This is a genomic window from Knoellia sp. B-D-2, from assembly GCF_057714695.1.
Genome location: NZ_CM173189.1, coordinates 1,599,538 through 1,620,032 on the forward strand (window position 1 = coordinate 1,599,538; position 20,495 = coordinate 1,620,032).

The following is a 20,495-nucleotide window of genomic DNA, read 5'->3' on the forward strand; positions in this document are numbered from 1 at the left end:
CCTTCCGATCGGTGTGGCGCCCATCCTAGGCGGGGCCATCGGTCATCCCCGGGCTCAGTCTCCGGCGAGCCGCTGCCAGGCCAGACGGGCGATGCGCCGCTCGTTCGGGAAGGTCAGGTGGCGGTGCGCGTCGCGCAGGAGGAACCACGCGACGTCGATCGCCTCGTGATCCGGGTCGTTCTCGATGGTGAGGTCCCCGCCCACGGCCTCGAGGAGGTAGTGGTGGACGTACTTGTGGATGCGCCGGTCCCCCACCGCGAACCAGTAGTCGATCGTGCCGAGCTCGATGAGGACCTTGCCCTCGATGCCGGTCTCCTCCGCGACCTCTCGGGCTGCGGTCTGCGGCAGGGTCTCGGCGCCCTCGATGTGGCCCTTGGGCAGGCACCACTCGACCCGGCCGGCGCGGTTGCGCCGCGCGATGACGGCGATCCGGGCCTCTCCGTCCTGCACGTCGACGACGACGCCCCCCGCGGAGCGCTCCTCCACGGCAGGGAGGCGCCGGGTGACCCGGGGCGGCTCTGCGGTGGCATGGCTCATGGCGTCACTGTAACCACGACGACTGGACACCTACTCTTGTCACTCGTGTCACCCACCCCGCCGTCCGCACTGCTCATGCAGCAGGCCGTTGCCCGTCTCGCACCGGTCCTGCCCCTGCTCACCGACCTCGGGGAGTGCTTCTCCCGGGCCGGTCACGAGCTGGCCCTCGTGGGCGGCCCCGTGCGCGACGCGTTCCTCGGGCGGACCCCTCCCGACCTCGACTTCACGACGAGCGCGTCGCCCGACGAGACCGAGGCGATCCTTCGCGCCTGGGGCTCGGCGACGTGGGACCTGGGGCGCGAGTTCGGGACGATCGGGGCGGTGCGCCGCGCCGGCGGGGTCGAGACGACGGTCGAGGTCACGACCTACCGCGCCGACGCGTACGACGGGGTGACCCGCAAGCCGGTCGTCGCCTTCGGCGAGTCGCTCGAGGACGACCTCGTCCGGCGCGACTTCACCGTCAACGCGATGGCGATGCGGCTGCCCTCGCTCGAGTTCGTCGACCCGTACGGCGGGCTCGCCGACCTCGAGGCCGGGGTGCTCCGGACACCCTCCGCCCCGGAGGTGAGCTTCGGGGACGACCCGCTACGGATGATGCGGGCGGTGCGCTTCGTCGCGCAGCTCGGTCTCGTGCCGGCACCCGAGGTGTATGCCGCGATGCAGGCCATGGCGGGCAGCCTCGAGATCGTCTCGGCGGAGCGCGTCCGCGACGAGCTCGTCAAGCTGCTCATGGCCCGCGAGCCGCGCGCCGGGCTGGAGATGTTCGTCGACAGCGGGCTCGCGGCCCACGTGCTGCCCGAGCTGCCGGCCCTCAAGCTCGAGGTGGACGAGCACCACCGCCACAAGGACGTCTACGACCACTCGCTCATCGTCCTCGACCAGGCCATCGCGCTCGAGGGACCGGCGGACGGCCCCGTGGACTCGGTGCCGGGGCCGGACCTCGTCCTGCGGCTCGCGGCGCTGCTCCATGACATCGGCAAGCCGGCGACCCGCCGGTTCGAGCCCGCGGGCGGGGTGAGCTTCCACCACCACGAGGTCGTCGGCGCCAAGATGACGGCCAAGCGGCTCAAGGCGCTCCGCTTCGACAAGGACACGGTCAAGGCGGTGTCGCGGCTCGTCGAGCTGCACCTGCGCTTCCACGGGTACGGCGACGGGCAGTGGACCGACTCTGCCGTGCGCCGCTACGTCACCGACGCCGGGCCGCTGCTCCCGCGGCTGCACCGGCTCACCCGGGCCGACTGCACGACCCGCAACGCCCGCAAGGCCCAGCGGCTCTCGCGCACCTACGACGAGCTCGAGCGCCGGATCGGCCTGCTGCTCGAGCGGGAGGAGCTTGCCGCGGTCCGTCCCGAGCTCGACGGCAACGAGATCGCCTCGGTCCTGAAAATCCCGCCGGGGCCGGTGCTCGGCCGGGCCTACAAGTACCTCCTGTCGGTGCGCATGGACGAGGGGCCGATCGGGAAGGAGGCGGCGGCCGACCGGTTGCGCACCTGGTGGGCCGACCAGCCCGAGTCGCGGTAGCGGGAAGCGGTGGGGAGATCTCCACATCGCGGCCCGCTCAGCACGGGGATAGGGTTGTTCGGTCCATGCAGAGCGCCCCCGACCCGGGCTCTCCACCAACCCTCTCGGAGGTGGCCCGATGCCCATGGTGGGCCATCCCAGCGCAGTGAGTCCCGCGCTCCCGCGCATCGAGCTCGACCTGCCCGCCGAGTGGGTCGCCGAGCCCGGTGGCGACGCCCTGTTCCTCGCCCAGCACGAGAGTGCGGGGGCCCACGCACCGCGGCTGACGGCATACGTCCACACGTCGCGCGAGGCGAGCACCGACCACCTCGTCGATGTGCTGGCAGCCGAGGCGACGGCCCACGACGAGGGTGAGGCCGACCCGACGTTCGAGGTCGAGATCGACGAGCGCGCCTGGACCGGACTCAACGTGTCGTGGTTCGAGGACGGCCAGCCGGTCCATGTCGTCCACCTCGTCACGGCCGTCCACGGCGGCGGGGTCACCCAGCACGTCCGGCTCACCGGCCGCGTCGCGGGTCCCGACTCCGAGCGCGACTACGAGACGATCCAGCAGATCTTCGAGAGTGCGGTCGTCACGCCGACGGGCGGCGGCGGGTGAGCCGTCACCACGCGTCGCTGACCGGGCCGGACGTGCGCATCCGCCACGGTGCGGCGACCCACGTCGGGCGGGTCCGCGACCACAACGAGGACAGCCTCATCGCCGAGGGCCGGGTCTTCGTCATCGCCGACGGCATGGGCGGCCACGCTGCGGGTGAGGTCGCGAGCGGCATCGCCGTGCAGACCCTCGGCGAGCTCAACACCCGCAGCCGGGTCCGGTCGGAGGACGTCGTCGCCCTCATCCGCGCGACGAACCGCCGCATCCTCGAGTCCGCCGCCCAGAACCCCGAGCAGACCGGCATGGGCACGACGCTCGCCGGGCTCACCGTCGTCGACGCCGGCGGCGCCGACCACTGGATCGTCTTCAACGTCGGCGACTCCCGCGTCTACCGCTTCCTCGGCAACCGGATGAGCATGGTCACCCAGGACCATTCCGAGGTCCGCGAGATGGTCGACGCCGGCCTCATCACTGCGGAAGAGGCGCTGCGGCACCCGCTGCGCAACATCATCACGCGCTCGCTCGGCACACACCCGGGGCCCCACGCCGACGTCTGGGTCTTCCCACCGCACCCCGGCGAGCGCTTCGTCCTGTGCAGCGACGGGCTGTCCAACGAGATCGACGACCGCACGATCATGGTGGCGCTCCAGCGCTTCGACGACCCGCAGGAGGTGGCGGACGCCCTGTGCCATGCTGCCGTCGAGGCAGGGGGCCGTGACAACATCAGTGTCGTCGTCGTCGCCTTCGACTCGGACGAGGACGAGGACGACAGCGACGAGGCCGACACGGCTCCACGCCACACCCTGTTGCCGACCTGAGGACGACACCGTGAGCAGCACCGAGGTCACCACCCAGACCCCGCGGGGGTGGGTCGCGCTGTCCGCCGCCGAGCGCCACCTCGTCGTCCAGGGGTCCGCCTCGGTCGCCGGAGCGCTCCAGGGCGCCCTCGAGTCCGGGCTCGTTCCCGTCCTCGAGGCGTTGGGCCGCGACGGGCTCGGGGGGCTGCCGGACTTCGCCCTCGTCGACACGTCGGGCGAGCAGGCGCGGGTCGTCGTGCGCGGGGCTGGGCTGGTCCGCGCCGACGGGTCCGACGTCGGCGCCGGCGGTCGTGTGCCGTGGCGGGACGTCGACGTCGAGGCCGCGGTCCTCGAGCTGACGGTGGCCGGCGCCCGCGGGGGGTGGCGCCGCCCGACCCAGCTGGGTCGTCCTGCCGCTGCCGGCGCCGCCGCTGGCGCTGCCGCCACTGTTGGAACGACTGCCGGGACCACGGAGGCCGAGCCGGAGAGCGCTCCCACGGTCGCAGCCCCGTCCGAGCGCGATCTGGCCCCGGAACCGGAGGCAACCCCCGATCCGAAGCAGGAGGTCGAGGCCGAGACGGACGTGCAGCCGGGGCCGGACCCCAGCCCCGCGCCCCCCGCGGTCCCGCCGGCCGACCTCACGCTGCCGCCGTCCGAGGAGTACGCCGGAGCGACCCCTGCCGAGCGGATCACCCCCGCGCCCGCACCCGCCAGCCCCGGCAAGAAGGTCCTCATCGACAGCGTCCCGTGGCGCACGCCGTCCGACGAGGGCCGCCCGGCCGCCCCCGCCGCGGCCCCGCCCGCCGCCGCCCCGCCCACCGACGCGGCGTCCGCCGTCCCTGTGGCCCCCGCCGTTCCGCCGCCGCCGCCCGTGCCGCCCGAGCCGTCCGAGCCCGTCCCCTCACTGGCCGACGGCCCGACCGGACCTGACAACTGGGGCATGACCGGCCCGGCGCCGTTCCAGCAGACCGCGGCGGACGACCCCGCACCTCTCGCACCCCTCCCGCCCGCAGCGCCCGCCCTCGGTGCCGACCAGATCGACGCGCCACCGCCCGCCGCTGCCGCGGAGGCGGCCTCCGCACCCGACGTGACCATGGACCGCAGCGCCCTCACGCCCGGCCTCGACGGACCGGCGGACGGCCCGATCGTCCTCGCCGTCATCTGTCCCGCCGGCCACCACTCCTCGCCGCACGCGAGCGCCTGCCGGGTGTGCGACCGCGACATCCCGACGCAGCAGCCGTTCCAGGCCCCACGGCCGCAGCTCGGGGTCCTGCACGTCTCGGCGGGGGGCCAGGTGCCCCTGGACCGCGGCATCCTCCTGGGCCGGGCGCCGAAGGTGAACTCCGACCTGCCCCCGAGCAGCCGTCCCCACCTCGTGCGCCTGGCGTCGAAGGACAACGACATCTCGCGCAACCACGCCGAGGTCATCCTCGAGGGCTGGCACGTGCTCGTGCGCGACCTCGGCTCGACCAACGGCACGACGGTCACACTCCCCGGCCAGGAGCCGGTCCGGCTGCGTCCCACCGAGGACTTCGGCATCGAGCCCGGGGCCGTCGTGACGCTCGCCGACGAGGTCTCGCTGACGTACGAGGTCTCCGAGTGACCCGAGCAGCACCAGGGACGCCCCCGGAGATCCCTGGGCTCGTCTACCGCCAGCCGCTGGGTTCCGGCGGCTACGCCGACGTCTTCCTCTACGAGCAGCAGCAGCCGCGGATGCCGGTCGCGGTCAAGGTGCTCAAGCGGGAGGTGCTGACCCCGTCGATCCTGCGCCAGTTCGTCGAGGAGGCGAACACGATGGCGCAACTCGCCGACCACCCCTACATCGTCCAGGTCTTCCGCAGCGAGCAGCTCGCGGACGGTGGCGCGTACCTGGTCATGAAGTACTACCCGCCGCCCAACCTGGCCACCCGCGCGAAGCGCGAGCGGCTCAGCGTCGAGGAGGTCCTGCGCACCGGCATCCAGCTGGCCAGTGCCGTCGAGACCGCCCACCGGGCCGGCATCATCCACCGCGACGTCAAGCCGGCGAACGTGCTCATCAGTCAGTACGGCGCCCCCGGGCTCACCGACTTCGGCATCGCCGGCCGCGCGCTCGGGCCCGAGGAGCACGACGAGGACGTCGGCGTCTCGGTGCCGTGGTCCCCGCCGGAGGTCCTCTACGGGCAGAGCAACGGCGACGCCCGCAGCGACGTCTACTCGCTCGCCGCGACCCTGTGGCACCTCCTGGTGGGGCGCTCGCCGTTCGAGCAACCGGGAGGCGACAACTCGGCATACGCCCTCATGCCGCGCATCCGCGCGACCCCCGTGCCGCAGACCGGGCGTGCCGACGTGCCGGTCAGCCTTGAGCGGCTGCTCGGCCACGCCATGGCCAAGAAGCCCGACGCGCGCCCGCAGACCGCCATCGACCTCGCCCGCGGGCTGCAGGCGATCGAGCAGGAGCAGCGGTTCGCGCGCACCCCGATCGTCGTGCTCGACGAGTCCGGGCACACGACGGTCGCCGACAGCGCGAGCCGGTCGGACTCCGCGGAGCCCGACCCCGACCGCACGAGCGTGCGCGCCCCCAGGGTCACCTCGCCGCAGGCCTTCACGCCGAGCCCGTCCGGGACGCCCACGGCGGACACCGGCGTCGACGACGAGCCCCAGCCGGCGACGGTCAGCGGCGGCGCCCTGCTCGCGGGCGTCGGCGTGCTCGTCCTCATCCTCGTCGGCGCGCTCGTCTGGGCCGTCGGGTTCCGCGGGGACGACGACCCCACAGAGGCCTCGACCGGCGCCCCCTCCGCCTCGGCGACCGCCGGCGGCGGTGGACCGGTCGTCGACCTCCCCGAGCAGCCCCTCATCGACGGTCGCGCGTTCCCGGGCGGCGTCGCGTTCACGTGGCAGTACGCCGGGGTCCGCAAGGGCGACTACTACCGGATCCGCGCGGCCTCGAGCGAGGCCGCCGTGCCGGAGGCGCAGGTCCTCACTGTGCGCGCGCTCCCGCACACCGTCAAGGCCGCGACCGGCCAGGTCGTCTGCGCCCAGGTCGCCGTCGCGCGCGCGGCCGGCGAGTCCTCGGCCTACTCGGCCGTCAAGTGCCTGACCGGAGGGTGACGCGATGTCCGTGACCGTGGAGTTCTGCGGTGTGGAGTACCAGGCGTCCGAGGACGCCCCGCTGACGATCGGCCGGGTGGCCGACGTCGAGATCGACGACAACCCCTACCTGCACCGCGTCTTCCTCCAGGTCCACCGCGAGCACGACCTGTGGTGGCTCACGAACGTGGGCTCGAACCTCACCGCGACCGTTGGCGACCGCCAGGGACTCTTCCAGGCGTGGCTCTCACCCGGTGCCCGCATCCCGCTCGCGCTCGAGGCGTTCACGGTGTGGTTCACGGCCGGGCCGACGACCTACGACTTCGACATCACCGTCGACGACGCGACCTTCACCTCGATCGTCACCGAGCCCGAGCTCGAGTCCGAGTCCGAGGACTCCCCGGGGGAGACGACCGTGGGCCGCGTGTCGATGACCCCGGACCAGAAGCTGCTCGTCGTCGCGCTGTGCGAGAGCTTCCTGCGGACGACGTATGCCGGTCAGGGCCAGATCCCGTCCTCCGCCCAGGCCGCGGCCCGGCTGGGGTGGACGACGACCAAGTTCAACCGCAAGCTCGACAACGTCTGCCAGAAGCTTGCCGACGCCGGCACCCGCGGCCTGCACGGCGGCCCCGGCAAGCTCGCGAGCAACCGCAAGTCGAGGCTCGTCGAGCACGCCCTCTCCACCCGGATGGTGACCGAGGTGGACCTCGCCCTCCTCGACTGAGACCGACCCCTTGCGTCCGCAATGCTGGTCGCGTTTTCGACCAGGGTTGCGGACGCTGGCGTCGGTCTCCCGTGTTGCGTCCGCAGAGGTGGTCGCCTTCTCGACCAGGGTTGCGGACGCAGGCCGGGCCCGGCTGGTTGCGTCCGCAGAGGTGGTCGCCTTTTCGACCAGGGTTGCGGACGCTGGCGTCGGTCTCCCGTGTTGCGTCCGCAGAGGTGGTCGCTTTTCGACCATGGTTGCGGACGCTGGCGTATGCCGGCCTGCCGGCGGGTGTCCACAGCTCGCCTCGGGCGCCCGCTCCGTCCACAACCCGGGCGGTCGGGGATGGTGGACGCCGCGGGGAGGCGATTCGCTGCCGTCATGACGAACCGGAGCGACGTGGCGGAGCGTCTCTGCGTCGAGCTCGACGGCGTGGCAACCCTGGCCGAGCTCAGCACGGCGGGCGTGAGTCGCTCGCTCCGTCGGAGCATGATCCGGGCCGGCCACTGGCGACCGATCGGCGCAAAGGGCGTGGTGCTGCACACGGGTCCTCTGGTTGGCGAGCAGGCGTGGCGAGCGGCGCTGGTGCGCGTCGGCCCCGGTGCTCGGCTGGGTGGCATCACCGCGCTCCAGGCCCACGGGCTGACCGGGTTCGACGAGCCGCGCACGCACATCTGGGTGAGCAAGGGCTTCACCAAGGACGGCCGCGACCTCCCCGACGGGATCGTCCTGCACGAGACGCGCCGCTGGGGCGCGGGGGACTGCACGAGCGTGGGCATGCGCCGCTCGACGGCACCCGTGGCAGCGGTCCAGGCCGCCCTGTGGGCGGTGTCCCGACGCCAGGCCGCACTCTGCCTCGTCATGCCGCTTCAGCAACGCCTCGTTCGTGCCGAGGACCTCGTCCGTGAGCTCGACCGCATCGCCCGGCACGAGTTCCGTTCGATGCTGCGAGCCGTGGCCGCGGACCTCCTGCTCGGTGTGCACTCGCTTAACGAGCTGGACTTCGCCGCCGAGTGCCGCCTCCGCGGGCTGCCCGAGCCGTCCCGCCAGGTGCGCCGACGCCTGTCGACCGGCGGCGTGGTCCTCGACGCCTTCTGGGACCCTTTCGGCGTGTGCGTCGAGGTCAACGGCGCCGGCCACGACCATCTGCTGACCTCGATGCGCGACGAGGTGCGGCTCGCCGACCTCCAGGCACGGGGCGAGGCCGCCCTTCCCCTGTCGGTCCTGACGCTGCGCGTCGACCCGGAGCCGTTCTTCACGTCGCTCGCGACCCTCTTGCGAAGCCGAGGCTGGTCCGCCTGACCCGAGCGGACGGCATACGCGCTCTCCTCCCGCGTCCGTCCGCAGAGGTGGTCGGGTTTCCGACCAAGGTTGCGGACGCTGGCGCGTGCCGTCCGGGTGCGTCCGCAGAGGTGGTCGGGTTCGTGACCAAGGTTGCGGACGCAACGGAGTCGGGGGCGGGGTGGGCGCGGGGGCGGAAAAGGGTGAGGGTTCAACCACCTCGTTTTCTGCGGAAGCGTGGGGGTGGGCGGCCTGCGGTACCCGGTAGCATTCGACACGGCATACGCGTCACTTCTTCACGCCAAGTGGCTGCGCCGCGTGCCGAAGCACCCATGGGGGGTGGCGCCACCCGGCGCGGGGCCACTGGGTCCTCGGCGGGGAAACGGTTCCGCCTCACGCCACCCGACGAGAGGACTCGGACCCGATGACGGTCACCCCTGACCAGGCTGCCTGGTTCACCACGACCTTCGAGGCGATGGTGAGCAACGTCGACAAGGCGGTGCTCGGCAAGGAGCACGTCATCCGGCTGGCCCTCACCTGCATGCTCTCCGAGGGGCACCTCCTCCTCGAGGACTTCCCCGGCACCGGCAAGACCCAGCTCGCCCGCGCGGTGTCGAGCACGGTCCACGGCACGAACAGCCGCATCCAGTTCACGCCCGACCTGCTGCCCAGCGACGTCACCGGCGTGACGATCTACGACCCCAACATCAAGAAGTTCGAGTTCCACAAGGGCCCGATCTTCGCCACGATCGTCCTCGCCGACGAGATCAACCGCGCCTCACCGAAGACGCAGTCCGCGCTCCTCGAGGTCATGGAGGAGGGCAAGGTCACCGTCGACGGGGTCCGCCACGAGGTCGGCGAGCCGTTCATGGTCATCGCGACGCAGAACCCCATCGAGCAGGCGGGCACCTACCGCCTGCCCGAGGCCCAGCTCGACCGCTTCCTCATGAAGACCACGCTCGGCTACCCCGACCACGAGGCCACCGTCCGTGTCCTGCGCGACGCGAAGACCCGTGACCGCACCAAGGCGCTCGAGCCGGTCGTCACCTCCCAGGTCGTCCTCGACATGGCCGAGCTCGCCGACGAGGTGCACGTCGACGACGCGATCCTCGAGTACGTCTCGCGCCTCGCCGAGGAGAGCCGCCGCCACGTGAGCGTCCGCCTCGGCCTGTCCGTGCGTGGATGCCTCGCGTTCATCCGGTGCGCCAAGACCTGGGCCATCGGCCAGGGCCGCACCCACGTCATCCCCGACGACATCAAGCTGCTCGCGCACCCCGTCCTCAACCACCGCCTGCTCGTCACGGCCGAGGCGCAGTTCGCGGGTATCACCGTCGACCAGGTCATCGGCCAGATCCTCGGCGAGGTCGCACCTCCGACCGAGCGCGTCGCCTGACGATGTCCGAGCAGGGCCCCGACGACGAGTCGGCGACGATCCGACGATCCGACCTGCGCGGATCGTCCTCGTCGACCCCCGGCGCGCCCGACACCTCCGGCGCCACCAGCGCCACCAGCGCCCGCCCGGTCACTCCCGCGGCCGGCGCCCCCGTGGACGAGGACGACTCGACCGTCTCCCGCTCCTCGCTCAAGGTGCGCCCCGCCCAGGACCAGTCAGCTCGGCGGCGTTCCTCCGGGGCCACCGCCACCGGGGGGTCCCGCTGGCGCGGGCTGCTGGGCCGGCGCTCGTCCGACGACGACACGCCGTCGCTGCGCCGCCACGACGTCGAGCCCCGGGGCGCGGGCGGCCCCTCCGGCCCCGCCGGCCCCGCCGGCCGCTCGACCCGCCGTCGCCCCGAGCTCCCGACGATCACCCTGCCCCGGGTGCAGATCCCGACCGCCATCACCGAGACCGGTGCGCGCCTGCTCGACCTCACCGGCGAGCGCATCCGTCCGCTGGCCGAGCGCTCCGAGCCGCTCTGGCGCCCCGTCCTGCGCACCATCGCGTGGGTCTCGGCGCTCGGCTGGACCGTGTGCCTCCTCGGCCTGCTCGCGTGGTTCCTCGCGAGCCGCTACGAGTGGAGCGAGCTGGCGATGATCGCCGTCGCGTGCCTCGTCCTCTTCCTCGCCTGCGTCGCGCTCGCGGTCGGCCACGCCAAGGTCGAGATCCGCACTGACGTCGACCCGACACGGGTCACGGTGGGCGAGCCGGCCACCGGCCGCATCGAGGTCCGCAACCTCTCGGGCCGCGGGATGCTCCCACTGCTCGTCGAGCTGCCGGTTGGTCGCTCCGCCGCCCGCTTCACCCTCCCCTCGCTCGGCTCCGGCAAGTCGCACGAGGAGCTCTTCGTCGTCCCCACCGAGCGTCGCGGCGTCATCCAGGTCGGCCCGGCGACGACGGTGCACGGCGACCCCCTCGGCCTCGTCCGCCGCACCATGGAGTGGACCGAGCAGACCGAGCTCTTCGTGCACCCGCTGACGACCTCGCTCGAGCCGCTCGGTGCCGGGATCCTGCGCGACCTCGAGGGCCAGGTCACCCCCGACCTGTCGATGTCCGACCTCGCCTTCCACGCCCTGCGCGAGTACCAGCCGGGCGACGACCGCCGCTACATCCACTGGCGCTCGACGGCCAAGCACGGCCGCCTGCTGGTGCGCCAGTTCCTCGACACCCGGCGCTCGCACCTGGCGGTCGTCGTCGACACCTCGCCCGAGGTCTACACGGGCGAGGACGAGGCGGTCGAGCTCGCCATCTCGTGCGCCGCCTCGCTGGCGCTGCGCTCGATCCTCGACGAGCAGGACACCACCGTCGTCTGCCACGACCAGCAGATCTCGCGCTCGACCGCGGCGCTCACCCTCGACACGTTCGCCCGCGCCGGCATCGGGGCGATCGACGTCTTCGCCGCGTCGGGTGACGCCGCCGCCCTTGCCCCCGACGCGAGCGTCGCGATCCTCGTCACCGGCTCGCACCGCCCCTTCATCCAGGTCCAGCGGGCCCTTGCCCAGTTCGAGGTCGAGGTCATCAAGGTGGCGCTCGTCATCGACCCCGACGCCCAGGTCGGGGTCCGCCACGCCGGCGGGCTGACCATCCTCACGGTGCGCGGGCTCACCGACCTGCGCCGCGTCCTCTTCAGTGGAGCCCTGGCATGAACACCCCACGAAGTTCCGCCCGCGCGGAGCGTGGGACCCGCGCGGCGGCGCTCCCCCGGACACTTCGCGGGGACCCCGCATGAGCATCGACGCCCCCGCTCGCGCCCGTTCCGGCGAGCGTGTGTCCCGACCGCGCCCGGGCCTGCCGGCACTGCTCCGTATGCCGTCCCGCCCCGCCCTCGTCGACCTCGCCTTCGCGCTCGTCCTCGTCACCATCGCCCTCGTCGGGTTCCGCACCGGCTTCATCGGGTGGGAGTGGGTGCTCGCGGCCGCGGCCGGCGTCGTCCTCGGCACCGCCGTGGCCCACGTGGCGACGGTGCGCACCTGGCCGCTGCTCCTCACCACCCTCGTCCTCGTCGCCATCCACTTCGTGCTCGGCGGACCGCTCGCCGTCCGCGAAGACCTCATCGCCGGGGTCATCCCCGGCCTGCAGACCCTGACCGACCTCGCCGTGGCCCCGGTGACCGGGTGGAAGGAGTGGCTCACGCTGCTCCCGCCCGTCGACGCCCGCGGTCCCCTCGTCGCGCTCCCGTGGGTCACCGGTCTGCTCGGCTCGGCCGCCGTCTACGGCGTCGCCCGGCGCTTCGCCGGGGTCGGCGCCGCCGCGGTCGTGCCCGTCGGGCTCCTCGTCGGGAGCATCGCGCTCGGCACCCAGCAGCCCGCGGCCAAGCTCGTCCAGGGCGTCCTCTTCGCCCTCGTCCTCATCCTCTGGCTCGTCGTGCGGGCCGGCCGGACCCGCGCGGCCATGCAGAACGGCGCCGGGCGCCAGGCCCGCGCCGTCACCGGCCTCGTACTCCTCACCGTCGCGGCCCTCGCCGGCACGTTCCTCGGCCAGTTCCTGCCCGGCACCGACGAGAGCTCGGCCCGCGCCGTCGTGCGCACCCAGCTCACCCCGCCGTACGACGTCGCGCAGTTCACCAGCCCGCTGTCGGGGTTCCGCCGCTACACCGAGCCCAACTCCGCCGACCTCTTCGACACGGAGATCCTCAAGGTCACCGGGCTGCCCGAGGGGACCCCGGTCCGCTTCGCGACGCTCGACAGCTACGACGGCCTGGTCTGGGGCGCGGCCGACCGGGCGACCGACGGCACGCCGTACCAGCAGGTCGGCTCTCGCATCGCCCCGCGCACCCAGGGCCGGACCGCCACGGCCAGGGTCACCGTGCCCGACGGCGGCTACGACGGCGCCTGGCTCCCGCTGGCCGGGTCGACCACGGGCGTGCGCTTCGAGGGCGCCCGCGGCGACGAGCTCGCCGACGCGCTGTGGCTCAACACCGCCACCGAGACGGCCGTCGTCCCCGCGCTCGTCCGGCCGGGTGACTCCTACTCGTTCGACACCGTCCTCGGTGACGACGTCTCGACGACGATGCCCGCCGAGCTCGACGTCGCGAGCGGTGGCGCGCTCGCGGAGGACACGAGCTTCCTCGACGCCAAGCTCGACGCCTGGTCGGGCCAGGCCGGCAGCTCGTGGGAGAAGTTCGCCGCGGTCGCCAAGGTCATGACCCAGGACGGCGCCTACACCGACGGCGGCACCGCCAACTCCTACGAGAAGGTCTACCTGCCCGGCCACGGACTCGGCCGCCTCGGCCGCTTCGTCGGCTCGACCCAGCTCGCCGGCAACGACGAGCAGTATGCCGCGACCCTCGCCCTCGTCGGCAACCGGATCGGCATCCCGACCCGCGTGGTCATGGGTGCCATCCCCGCGTCCGGCGGGGTCGTCAAGGGCAAGGACGTCCACGCCTGGGTCGAGGTCCAGCAGGACAACGGCACGTGGCACGCCCTCCTCCCGTCGACGTTCCTGCCCGACCGCAACAAGAAGCCCAACGAGCAGCAGCTGAAGTCCGAGGAGCAGAAGGTCGGCGCCCAGGTGCCCCCGCCTGCCGGGGTCAACCCGCCGTCGGTCCTCCAGGGACCCGACCAGGCCCAGAACGCCACGGACATCAAGAAGAAGAAGCGCAACCCGCTCGACATCGGCGCCTGGCCGCTGTGGCTCAAGCTCCTCGTCTTCGCCCTGGTCCTCCCCGTCCTCCTCGCGTTCGCGGCCTACGCCCTCATCCGCTGGCTCAAGGCGAGACGTCGACGCCGGCACGCCACGACGGGTCCGACCCCGTCGCGCGCCGCCTGGGTCTGGCGCGACCTCGTCAGCGACGCCCGCAGCCTCGGCATCGCCGTCCCCAAGCCGGCGACGAGGCTCGAGCAGGCTGGCTCGCTGCCCGAGACGGTCACGGCCCGGCCCATCGCCGTCGGCGCCAACGCCGCCGTCTTCGGTCCCGGCGACCCCGAGCCCGAGGTGGCGACCGACCTCCTCGCCGAGGCCGACGACGTGCGCCGCCAGCTGCGCGGCTCGGTCTCGCGGTGGCGCCGGCTGCGCTCCGACCTCAGCGTGCGTCCCCTCCTCGAGCGCGACCGCCGCCCCCGCGGGTCCGGCTCACGACTGCCCTCCCTGCCCTCGATGCGCCGCACCCGCGGCGCCGAAGGATACGCGTGAAGCCGTTCCGCCGTCCCGCTCGCCCCACGTCCCTGTCGCGCTCGTCGCGGCGTGGGCGCAGCCGGGGGCGGGTCGCGTCGACGATGGTCGTCGTCCTCGCGGGGGCGACGATCGGCTACGCGGCCGTGACCTCCCAGGGCGCGACCGTCCACGAGGCCGACGTCGGTGACGGCGGCGTGTGGATCACCTCCGACGTGCAGGCGAAGTTCGGCCGGCTCAACAAGGCCGCCGCCCAGCTCGACGCGGGCGTCGCCGCCGACGTGGCGCCCGGCTCCGGCCTCGACGTCCTCCAGGACGGCATGGCCGTCATCGCCTGGTCCCGGGCGACCGCCCAGCTGCAGCCCATCGACGTCCGCACCGCGCAGTTCCGGGAGGAGACCGCCACCGCCCCCGGTGTCCCGACCCGCGCGCCGGGCCGGGTCGCGCCGACCCTCGTCGACCTGCGCGCCGGCGTCGTCGCCGCGGTCGACCCCAAGACCGGCAAGGTCTGGGCGCAGCACGTCGACACCCGCACGGGTGTCGAGAACCTCTCCGGCCTGGCCACCGGCGCCAAGCCGCTCGCCACGGTCGGCGCCGACGCGGTCCTCGCCGTGGGTGAGGACGGTGCCATCCACGTCGCGTCCGGCCAGAAGGGCACGGTCACGACGATCCGCCCGACCGCCAAGGCGTTCGCCAAGCCGGTGACCGAGCAGAGCAGCGCCAAGGGCTCCCAGCTCCAGGTCACGGCGGTGGGCTCCGTGTGGGCGGTCTACGACCCCGAGCGCGACGCGCTCCACAGCAGCGGCCGCACCGAGGGTGTCGGCGCCGGCTTCGCCTCGGCCGAGGGCGAGCGGGCGTATGCCGCGGTGCAGCTCCCCGGACCGCGCGCCGACGCCGTCGCCGTGTCCGGTGGCAACGGCCTTCGGATGGTGCGGCTCGACGGGGGTGCGCCGGCCGGCGGCATCGAGATCGAGGAGCGGGTGAACCGGAGCGGCGAGGTGCCGCTGCCCGCCCACCCCGTGGTCCTGCGCGGGTGCGTCCACGGTGCGTGGTCCGAGACCGGTCGCGTCTTCTACGGCGCCAACTGCGGCCGCGAGCAGCCGGTCCCGACCGGCACGATCGACAACGTCAGCGAGACCCCGCTGCGCGACGGCGTCGCCTTCCGCGTCAACCGCGGCATCGTCGCCCTCAACGACCTCGACAACGGCAGCGCGTGGGACGTCGAGCGGGACAAGCAGAAGATCGACAACTGGGACGCCCTCATCCCGCCGCCGCAGCGCGACGAAAAGAACGACAAGAAAGACAGAAACCTGGTTGACGACGCGGTCGCGCAGCAGCCGCCGACCGCCAAGCCCGACACCCTCGCCGTCCGTCCCGGCCGCACGAGCAAGCTCCACGTCCTCGACAACGACACCGACGCGGCCGGCTCCGTCCTCGCCATCGACCCGCGTGACGTCAGTGCCGTCTCCGACCCGGACGTGCGCGCCTCGGTCTCGGCCGACGGCCAGAGCATCGACGTCACCGTCCCCGCCGGGTCCAACGCGCCGTTCCAGTTCACCTACCTCGTCGGCAACGGCAAGGTCAAGGCCAAGGCCCGCGCCGCCGTCAGGGTCACGGTCGTCGCCGACCAGACCAACAACGCCCCCTTCCTGCGCGAGGGCCAGGCCAAGCTCGCAAGGACGGCCTACCCCGTCCTCGCCGGCAAGCGCCTCAGCGTCCCGGTCATCGCCGACTGGCGCGACCCCGAATCGGACCCGGTCATCGCCTCGGTCGACGCCGACGGGCTGAGCATCGACGGACAGGGGCGGATCGCCTACCTCGCACCGCCCGTCCCCGGCAAGGGCAACGTCGACTACGTCGTCGACGACGCTCGCGGCGGCCAGACCAAGGGCGCGGTGCCGGTCGAGGTCGTCGCCCTCACGCAGACGCGCGCCCGTCCTCCCGTGACCCAGCCCGACGTCATCCGCGGTGTCGTCGGCAAGTCGCTGCAGATCGAGCCGCTCGGCAACGACATCGCCGGCGCCGACCCGGGCGACCCCGACGACTCGATGCACCTCGCCGGCGACGTCCGGGCCGTCGCCAACCTCACCGTGGACAGCAACCGCGACACCGGCGTCGTCACCGTCACCCCGAGCGGTCCCGGCAGCTTCGAGCTGTCGTATGCCGCCCAGGTCGGTGGCGGGGTCACGCCCGGTCGCATCCGGGTGGACGTCATCGAGGCCGCCGACCCGGACGCGCCGCCGGTCGCCGTGGGCGACACCGCGACGGTGCGCGACCAGTCGCCGACCCTCGTCGACCCGCTCGCCAACGACTACAGCCCGCGCGCCGACGTCCTCGTCACCCAGGGCGTGAGCACCGCGACGAGCGAGGACTCCTGGCTCCGGGCCTCGATCTACCAGGGTCGCTGGATCCGCGTCGTCGCGCTCGACCCGGCCGGTGCCGCCGCGGACTCGACCCGCCGCGGGACGATCCGCTACACCGTGAGCGACGGGTCGAAGACGGCCACCGGCGAGCTGTCCGTGACCCAGAAGCCGGCGCGCGACCTCGACCCGGTCGTCGAGGACGACAAGGCGGTCGTGCGCGAGGGAGACACCGTGGCCGCTCCCGTCCTCGACAACGACACCATGGCCGACGGCATCCCGCTGCGTCTCGACCCGCTCAGCGTCAAGGTCCTCGGCCGGGGCGCCGAGCAGACGGCGTTCGCCTCGGGCAACGTCATCCGCTTCGTCCCGCCGGCCACCGGCCTCAAGACCGAGCAGCTCGTCACCGTCGAGTACGCCGTCCACCCCGAGGGGATGCCCGAGCGCGCGCAGACCGGTCGCCTCACCGTCCGGGTCACGCCGCTGCCGTCGACGGCCGTCCCCAACCAGGCTCCCGTCGCCCGCAGCTTCTCGTCGTCGGTGACCGCCGGCGACCCGCTCACCATCACCGTGCCGACGACCGGTGTCGACCCCGACGGCGACACGGTCGGCGTCGTGGGCGTCGTCGGGACCGGCGGGGGAGCGGTCGACCTGGGCCTCGGACGCGTCGTGTCGACCGGGCCGTCGACGATCCGCTACGAGTCCTTCCCCACGTCGAGCGGCACCGAGGTCATCAACTACGAGGTCGTCGACCGCTTCGGCGCGGTCAGCCGCGCCTTCGTCCGCGTCGGCGTCGTCGCCCCCGGTGACCCGCAGCCCCCCGTCGCCGTCGACGACACAGTCACCGCGGCACCGGGCAAGACGATCACCTCACCGGTGACCGCCAACGACCTCATCGCCCGTGGCGACGCCGTCGAGCTCCAGCACGAGGAGCTCAACCCCTCGTCCGAGAAGTCGCGGTGGAAGGTCGACGTCGACGAGTCCACGGTGACGACCACCGTCCCCGACGAGGGCGCCCCGGTCCACGACTTCGTCTACGGCATCAGCAACGGGCTCTTCGACCCGTCCCGCGCCAGCCTGCTCGTGCGCGGCCAGAAGGGCTGGCTCAACCCACCGACCGCCCTCGACGACATCGCCAAGCCCAGGCCCGGTGAGACGGCCACGGTCACCGACGTCCTCGCCAACGACACGGACATCGACTCCGATCCCGCGACCCTCAAGGTCGTCGAGGTGCTCTCGCCGAACGCGAGCATCGAGGGCAACAAGGTCTCGGTGGCGATCCTCGACCATCCCTACAGCGTCCCCTACGTCATCGAGGACGAGGACGGGGCGCGGGCCATGGCCGTCGTGCACGTGCCGCGCGGCAGCGGGGGCACCCCGTTCGTCGTCGAGGGGTCGGTCATCGAGATGGACAAGGACGCGAGCCGGACCGTGCGCCTCGGCGACTACGTGAAGTCGCCGCAGTCCCGGGTCCTCGGCATCACGTCGGCCAGCACCATCTCCACCGCGCCCGGGTCGAGGCTGGCCGTGACCGCCGACGCCGACGGCAGCCTCACCCTCACGTCCTCGGGCGGCTACGTCGGCCCGGCGAGCGTCATGTTCGAGGTGACCGACCAGCAGAGTGACGACCAGAAGGACGTCCACACGGCGTACGTCTCGATCCCGGTGCAGATCGGACCCAAGGTCCCGCTGCTGCGCTGCCCCACGTCCGCCGTCTCGCTCATCGCCGGCGGGCTCGAGCGCACCCTCGACATCCCCACCCTCTGTCGCGCCTGGCTGCCGGTCGGCCTCACGCCGGACGACGTCGAGTTCACGACGTCCTGGGAGCGTGAGGCCGACGACGTCCGCCTCGAGCAGTCGGGCGCCGGCCGCCGCACCGTAACCCTGAGCGCCGGCGGCAACGCGCGCTCCGGCGAGGGCGTGCTCCGGATCGGCGCCCAGGGCTCCGACCTCACCGCGCCGGTCAAGGTCACGGTCATCGGTGCACCGGCCCAGGCCCAGGCCGCGGCCGGTGGCCTCGACTCGATGCTGCCGCCCCCACGCCTGCGCCCCATCTCGGTCAACGGGCTGCAGGAGGGTGACAGCCAGCAGGTCGACGTCCGCTCCTACCTCGACTCCCCGCTGCGCGACGCCTCCTGCACCCTCACCGCGGCCACCGTCACCAGCGGCGAGGGCCTCACCGTGGCGCGGGACGGATGCCTCCTCACCGTCACCGCGGGCGAGCGGCCCAGCCCGACCGGCCGCGTCGCGATCACCGTCTCGGACGGGCCCAACCGCTCCGCCAACGGCGCCGTCTCCGTGACCATGCTCGGCCGTCCGGGTGCGCCCACGGCCGTGGCCGCCCAGGCCGACCGGGCCGCCGGTGGCCGCGCCCGGGTGAGCTGGTCCGCGCCGAGCTACGACGGTGGTGCGCCGATCCGCACCTACACCGCCTCGTGGACCGGCGGCTCCACCGGCAGCCTCGACTGCAGCGCCTCGCCGTGCACCATCGACGGCCTCACCAACGGCAAGGACTACTTCTTCACCGTGACGGCGACCAACGTCGTCGGCGAGTCCGACCCCGGTGGCCCCAGCACCGCGGCCCGACCGGACACCAAGCCGGGGCCGGTCCCCGGTGTGACGATGGCCGGCCGCGGCGACGGCTCGCTGAGCATCCAGTGGGGAGCGCCCGAGAACAAGGGCAGTGCCGTGTCCAAGTACGTCGTGCGGCTCGTCCCCCTCGCCGCCGGTGGCTCGGCGCGGACGGTCGAGGTGGCGGCCCCCGCGAACCGGACACCCGTCACGGGACTCGAGAACGAGGTGCAGTACTCCGTGGCCGCCCAGGCGTGGAACGAGGCCGGCCCGGGGCCCTTCGGCCCGGCCGTGACGATGCAGTCCGCCGGCACGCCACCGGCGGTCACCGGCCTCAAGCTCGCCCCGGACGGCGTCGGGGCCAACAAGGACCTCGCCTCCATCGCGATCTCGTGGGACACCACCCGTCCCAACGGGCCGCCGCTGAAGAACTACACGGTGCACCGCCGGGTCGACGGCGGGGGCTGGGCGGCGATTCGAACCACGGCGCCGGGGACGACCAGCACCAACGACCAGGTCCGCTACGACGGCCGCCGCTACGACTACGTCGTCACCGCGACCAACGGCGCCGACCTCACGTCACCGCAGACCAACACCCAGTCGTTCACGTCGGTCGGCCAGCCGTCGACGCCGTCGGTGACCGCCGCGACACCCGACAACGACGAGCGGGCCCGGCTCACGGTGAGCCTCGGCCAGCCGCGGTCGGGCGGGTTCACGTCGGTGACGTGGCGGTCGTCGACCGGTGCCAGCGGCACCTTCCCCTGCGGGTCCTGTCCTGCCGGCGGCAGGGTCACCGTCACGACGAGCCAGCTGAGCACCACGCCGCAGACGTTCACCGTGACGACGACCAACGGCACGCGCTCGTCGAGCCCGTCGGGGGGCAGCAACCAGGTCCAGCCCTACGGCGCCACCCCGCGGCCCAACCCCAACGGCGGCTCCACGTCGGGGCGGTCGGTGACCTACAACTGGACGCTGCCGACCAACGGACGCCCGATCACCCGGGTCGTCGTCACGGGAGCGGCCAACCACGACGGTGGACCGATCACCTCCATCGGCGCCAGCGGAAACTTCTCCCAGGACCTCACGGTCAAGATCCGGGCCTACTCGGCCGGCGGCGAGTCCCCCGTCCTCCAGATGACGCAGCGCACGGACGATCCCCCGGCACCCCAGGTCACGAACGTCAGGCAGACCCAGAGCCTGCACACCGCGACCACCCCGGGCAGCACCGGCAACTGCGCCCCGGGAGCCCGGGGGTGTCCGAAGGTCGTGTTCGACTACCAGGACTTCACCGTGGGCGGGGCGAGCTACCGGTGCCAGTCCGAGAAGTTCGGCATCGTCGGGCCGTTCTCGTGGCAGATCCCGGCCCAGAGCGGCACCCACACGAGCTACTGCCTCTACGGGGTGAACGTGGGCCGCGTCCGGGTCGTGGTGATCCAGGGCGGCGTGGAGCGCTACTCCGACTGGTACGCCTGGCCGAACTACTGATGGAGGGCGGGGCGGCAGGACGGGGAGTCCTCCC

The 20,495-nt window shown here is 73.1% G+C and carries 12 protein-coding genes; 11 read left to right on the forward strand and 1 reads right to left on the reverse strand.

All coding sequences use genetic code 11. The features are described 5' to 3' along the window. Positions 1–54: 54 nt before the first annotated feature. The gene (locus AC3EU2_RS07655) at positions 55–537 is read right to left on the reverse strand and encodes an NUDIX hydrolase (protein ID WP_488179110.1); all 483 of its coding nucleotides are present in this window, start codon (positions 535–537) and stop codon (positions 55–57) included. Between AC3EU2_RS07655 and AC3EU2_RS07660 the strand changes: the two genes are divergently transcribed. From AC3EU2_RS07660 to AC3EU2_RS07710, 11 genes are all read left to right on the forward strand, one after another. Further along, entirely contained in the window at positions 529–2,058 is a 1,530-nt protein-coding gene (locus AC3EU2_RS07660; protein ID WP_488179111.1) for a CCA tRNA nucleotidyltransferase, read from the forward strand. The genes AC3EU2_RS07655 and AC3EU2_RS07660 overlap by 9 nt on opposite strands. A gap of 118 nt (positions 2,059–2,176) precedes the next feature. Then, positions 2,177–2,656 (forward strand): hypothetical protein, encoded by a 480-nt coding sequence (locus AC3EU2_RS07665; protein WP_488179112.1) that lies wholly within the window; start codon positions 2,177–2,179, stop codon positions 2,654–2,656. Further along, complete coding sequence (locus AC3EU2_RS07670) at positions 2,653–3,471, forward strand: PP2C family protein-serine/threonine phosphatase (RefSeq protein ID WP_488179113.1); 819 nt, start codon at positions 2,653–2,655, stop codon at positions 3,469–3,471. The genes AC3EU2_RS07665 and AC3EU2_RS07670 overlap by 4 nt, the downstream gene beginning before the upstream one ends. A 10-nt stretch (positions 3,472–3,481) precedes the next feature. Then, entirely contained in the window at positions 3,482–5,053 is a 1,572-nt protein-coding gene (locus tag AC3EU2_RS07675) for an FHA domain-containing protein (protein WP_488179114.1), read from the forward strand. Next, positions 5,050–6,537, forward strand: coding sequence for a serine/threonine-protein kinase (locus AC3EU2_RS07680; protein ID WP_488179115.1), 1,488 nt, complete (start codon positions 5,050–5,052; stop codon positions 6,535–6,537). The genes AC3EU2_RS07675 and AC3EU2_RS07680 overlap by 4 nt, the downstream gene beginning before the upstream one ends. 4 nt (positions 6,538–6,541) lie before the next feature. Beyond that, positions 6,542–7,240: a hypothetical protein gene (locus AC3EU2_RS07685; RefSeq protein WP_488179116.1), complete on the forward strand. Its 699-nt coding sequence runs from the start codon at positions 6,542–6,544 to the stop codon at positions 7,238–7,240. Between the two features lie 360 nt (positions 7,241–7,600). Continuing rightward, positions 7,601–8,521, forward strand: a complete 921-nt coding sequence (locus AC3EU2_RS07690; RefSeq protein WP_488179117.1) for a hypothetical protein — start codon at positions 7,601–7,603, stop codon at positions 8,519–8,521. Between the two features lie 403 nt (positions 8,522–8,924). Further along, a complete protein-coding gene (locus AC3EU2_RS07695; protein WP_488179118.1) occupies positions 8,925–9,893 on the forward strand; it encodes an AAA family ATPase in 969 nt (322 codons plus the stop codon). Positions 9,894–9,895: 2 nt separating this feature from the next. After that, a complete protein-coding gene (locus tag AC3EU2_RS07700) occupies positions 9,896–11,581 on the forward strand; it encodes a DUF58 domain-containing protein (protein ID WP_488179119.1) in 1,686 nt (561 codons plus the stop codon). A gap of 79 nt (positions 11,582–11,660) precedes the next feature. After that, positions 11,661–14,066, forward strand: a complete 2,406-nt coding sequence (locus AC3EU2_RS07705) for a transglutaminase family protein (RefSeq protein WP_488179120.1) — start codon at positions 11,661–11,663, stop codon at positions 14,064–14,066. Beyond that, a complete protein-coding gene (locus AC3EU2_RS07710; protein WP_488179121.1) occupies positions 14,063–20,461 on the forward strand; it encodes an Ig-like domain-containing protein in 6,399 nt (2,132 codons plus the stop codon). The genes AC3EU2_RS07705 and AC3EU2_RS07710 overlap by 4 nt, the downstream gene beginning before the upstream one ends. The last annotated feature ends 34 nt before the right edge of the window (positions 20,462–20,495 follow it).

Bases quoted from the DNA above. Each gene is read 5' to 3' on its own strand.
- AC3EU2_RS07660 (WP_488179111.1), top strand. From the start codon at position 529: ATGGCTCATGGCGTCACTGTAACCACGACGACTGGACACCTACTCTTG.
- AC3EU2_RS07705 (WP_488179120.1), top strand. From the start codon at position 11,661: ATGAGCATCGACGCCCCCGCTCGCGCCCGTTCCGGCGAGCGTGTGTCC.
- AC3EU2_RS07655 (WP_488179110.1), bottom strand. From the start codon at position 537: ATGAGCCATGCCACCGCAGAGCCGCCCCGGGTCACCCGGCGCCTCCCT.
- AC3EU2_RS07695 (WP_488179118.1), top strand. From the start codon at position 8,925: ATGACGGTCACCCCTGACCAGGCTGCCTGGTTCACCACGACCTTCGAG.
- AC3EU2_RS07690 (WP_488179117.1), top strand. From the start codon at position 7,601: ATGACGAACCGGAGCGACGTGGCGGAGCGTCTCTGCGTCGAGCTCGAC.
- AC3EU2_RS07685 (WP_488179116.1), top strand. From the start codon at position 6,542: ATGTCCGTGACCGTGGAGTTCTGCGGTGTGGAGTACCAGGCGTCCGAG.
- AC3EU2_RS07665 (WP_488179112.1), top strand. From the start codon at position 2,177: ATGCCCATGGTGGGCCATCCCAGCGCAGTGAGTCCCGCGCTCCCGCGC.
- AC3EU2_RS07700 (WP_488179119.1), top strand. From the start codon at position 9,896: ATGTCCGAGCAGGGCCCCGACGACGAGTCGGCGACGATCCGACGATCC.